This window comes from Chitinophagales bacterium (assembly GCA_020636495.1).
In the GTDB taxonomy this organism is placed as follows: domain Bacteria; phylum Bacteroidota; class Bacteroidia; order Chitinophagales; family Chitinophagaceae; genus UBA5543.
This window is the reverse complement of the sequence record JACJXQ010000019.1, coordinates 1-3,781: the sequence shown is the minus strand read 5'-3', so window position 1 is coordinate 3,781 and position 3,781 is coordinate 1. Positions and strand designations below refer to the sequence as shown.

The following is a 3,781-nucleotide window of genomic DNA, read 5'->3' as shown; positions in this document are numbered from 1 at the left end:
GTTCACATAAATGGTTGTTGCCGGCGTTCCTGTATAAGCAACGGTAGCTGCTGCATCAGTCCACATAGTACCCGCAGGACCTGTCCAGGTTCCCTGGGCTACTGTTGGTGCCGCTATGTACCGTACATCATCAAGACCTACAAAGTACCCATTGATGTCATCATCTTCTATGAAATGTCTGAATGCAATACGACCATCCACAGGACCTGACAAACCAGAAACAGTCACAGTGTATTCTACCCATGCATTTAAGAACACACCTCCCTGGTAAGTCGGGTTAATATCCAGTAATACGGTACTAAAATCTCCGGTAGAGAGAGGAGTTGCACCTACATCTGTACTTGCGCCATTTGAGCTCATTCTTACCTGAAGCCTGTCAGGGAATGTTGGATCACCTAATGCAAGAGCATAGAACTTAAGTACATCACCATTGTTGATAGTCATTTGCGGAGTAAATAACCACATACTCATGGTTCCTCCACCACCGCCACCATTATCTCCAAAGAATGATGAGGCTGCATAGTTAGATCCAGTGTTTGCTGGCGGAATACCTGTATACGTTGGCGTTGCAGGATCCCATCCTTCCAGTCCAACTGTTGGTACAGTGCTGTTATTTTTAACAACCCAACCAGCCGGAACTGAAGTGCCAAAATCTTCAAACCCTTCGTCTATTAATGTAACAACATTAGTGAAATTGGTCAATGACAGGCTTTGAATATCTCCATTACAGATCGTTGCACTTGAAGGATCAACAACTGGTATCATCGGAGTAACTGTTAAAGTAGCGGTGTTTGAAAAGTCCTCAGCAGAACATACACCAGTTACGATTACCCTGTATTCGTTGCCATCATAATCCTGTGTTACCGGGTTAACTGTTAGTGTGGAAGTTGTTGCTCCACTATATACTCCACCATCAACTATGTTTACCCATGGAGTAGATGAGGTGTAAGTAAACGTTATTGACCAGTTATTTAATGTGCCTACATCCCCGTTATACCAATCTGATAAGCCTAATCTCCAGTCACCATTTAAATCGGTAAACAAATCAGACCATGGCATACCATTAGCTGAAGTCTGGTAATTACCAGAAGGTCCATATCCACTGAGTCTGTCAGCCCTGAATGTACCCGTACGTGGAGCCGGTGCACCACTTAAAGGAACAGTTCCGGTTGAACTAACAATGGTATTGGTAAAATTATCAGATGAATTAGAACCCGTACCATTATCCAATTCTCCCATCAGGTTCAGACTAACTCCGTTAGGAGCAATGATATTGTTCTCCATATCACCAACATAAGTGTGGTCTATATTAACCATTATACTTACATCGGAAATAACTGCATCCGCAGGAAGGCCAGATACTGTAATTGTGCTATAAACACCTGCAGGATCACCATCTGGTACAGCAAGAGGTGTGTTATTGGTAAATGTTACAGTATGTGGAATTGTTGGATCGGTCCTGGTCTGCCATTGATAACTAGGATACGAACCTTCAGCCATTGCAGAAAATGTGGCACTGTTGCCGCATACAGCTGAGGCATTTGAAGGATGACCCGTGATAACTACCGGTACGCATGGCTGTATATTTACAAGATATTCTTCCGTTTCACCAAAGCCTGTAATGTCTTCACAAGGGGAGAAACCGTCAGGATAGAAACCGAACGCCAACCTTATTCTCATACCCGTAACACCAGTTTGTGTTCCGGCTGGTATATTAAATGCTCCCCGTACAACAGGATCCGCAAGGTTATCCCCGATCCTTGTAGCTTCAGAAGCTTCATAAATACCATTATGATTATAGTCGATCCAGCCAGCTACGCCATCAGGCCATATACCCGGTGTTTCCACACTTATTGGGTTCAATGTTCCTGAATAGAGAGTTGTTACAGGTAGCGTTGATTTATAATCGCCATAGCCGTTTGGAGAACATGCACTCACATTATCCAATGTACTGATCGTTACTCTTGTAATAACATCATCATCTGTACAATCCTCTACCGGAGGTGTACAATAACACTGCAGGAATGGATTTAAGCCCACTTTTACAGGTGTTGATATAACTGTCATGCTGCTGTTGGTACAGGTTACCACACATTGATACCAGGTAGTGTCTGTTACAGTCACTGAGTATGGCACATATATAGCACCTGGTATATCAGTCCATGGACCTGTTGATGAAGCTGCTGATTGCCACTGGTAAGTTATACCGGTACCTGTTACTGGATTCTCCAATGAAAGATCTACCGTATTACCGTTGCAAACTGTAGGAGCAGAAGCTTGAGAAGCGCCTGGATCAGGTGTACCTGAACAAGGCGGATTGAATACAATATTTATTGAATAGTCTTCTACCTGGCCATAACTTGAAGTACCACATGGAGTACTGTTAGGACCAAACGCCGCGTCATGAACCCTTACTCTCATATGAGTAGTACCGGGAACAGCATCTTCAGGAATAAAGACCACCCCTGAATGAGGCCCTGCTCCCAATGGTGAGATAAATATTTGCTCACCCGGATCGCTAAAGCTGCCGTTCTGGTTATAGTCAATCCAGGCTATTGCCTGGTCATTTGGATAAGGATCAACGCCTACAGTAATGGTTATCGGCATATAGGTCCCCTGGAGGGCATCTGTAGATATGCTTGTAAAGTTCTCATAACCTGCTGTACCTGTTGATGAGTTATCGATTGAACCAAACTGCACACGACCAATATCTTCAAAGAAGGTACTGTTACCAGATGCAGTACAATAACAGTTCAGGAATGGATTCATATCTACAAAAACAGGTGCAGATGTTGCAGAAAGGCCACTAAATGTACAGGTAACTACACACTGGTAATAAGTAGCAACGGTTTGAGAAGTATTTATAGTAGCTGTACTTCCGCCAAAGTTGGTCCATGGACCAGTTGATGACGGACCATACTGCCACTGATAGGTAGTACCAGTACCCTGCGGATTTTGAAGAGACAATCCGAAATTAACGCCTGAGCAAGCCTGGGCTACAGAAGAAAGGGTATTACCCGGATCAGGTGTGCCAGCACAATTCAGGTTTGGTAATATGTTTATTGTATAATCTTCAACCTGACCATAAGTGGAAGTTCCACATGGTGCACTATTGGCGCCTATACTAGAATCATGTAATCTGATCCTGATCCTTGTGGCTCCAGTGGGTGCCGCTGCAGGAATATTAAATGATCCTGAATAAGTATACCCTCCACCCGCTGAAGTAGTTGATTGTGCAACTAGTTCACCAGCATCAGTAAAATCTTCATTCTGATTATAGTCAATCCAGATTAGAACTCTGTCTGCAGTATATGAGGGGGTGTAGGAAACGCTGAAGGAAACAGCATCCCCTTGTGTTACGGTTGTGCTTATTCCTGTAAAATCCTCATAACCTGCAGTTGCAGAAGATGAATTATTAATAGTTCCTAATTGAACATTATTAATTTTTTCAAACGAAGTACTGGTAGCTCCTGCGGAGCAATATGCATCAGGTACAATTATATTACTATTACTAATATCCTGATTCATCTTCTGCAAGAATTGTCCATACTTGGAAGTGATGGTTTGAATATCTCCCCGGGATTTCAATTCATCGATTTCCTTTAATGTCTCAATGTACTCCAGCTTGGATACCCGACGGGAATTTTGAGCTTGAACTCTGGAATCTTTAGCGCTTTTATGCACTCTTTCAGATCCGATTTTTGCTCCCTTCGTTAGAAGAAGAGTAGAAGATTCTCGCTTCGATAGAACATAAGGAGAAGGTTCTGATGAGGATTTTTTT

General features: G+C 43.0%; 1 protein-coding gene. It reads right to left on the bottom strand.

From position 1 onward, the window contains the following. Window positions 1-3,528, bottom strand: a 3,528-nt coding sequence (locus tag H6550_16625) for a choice-of-anchor J domain-containing protein (protein MCB9047762.1), incomplete at its 3' end; no start/stop codon positions are given. Window positions 3,529-3,781 lie beyond the last annotated feature (253 nt).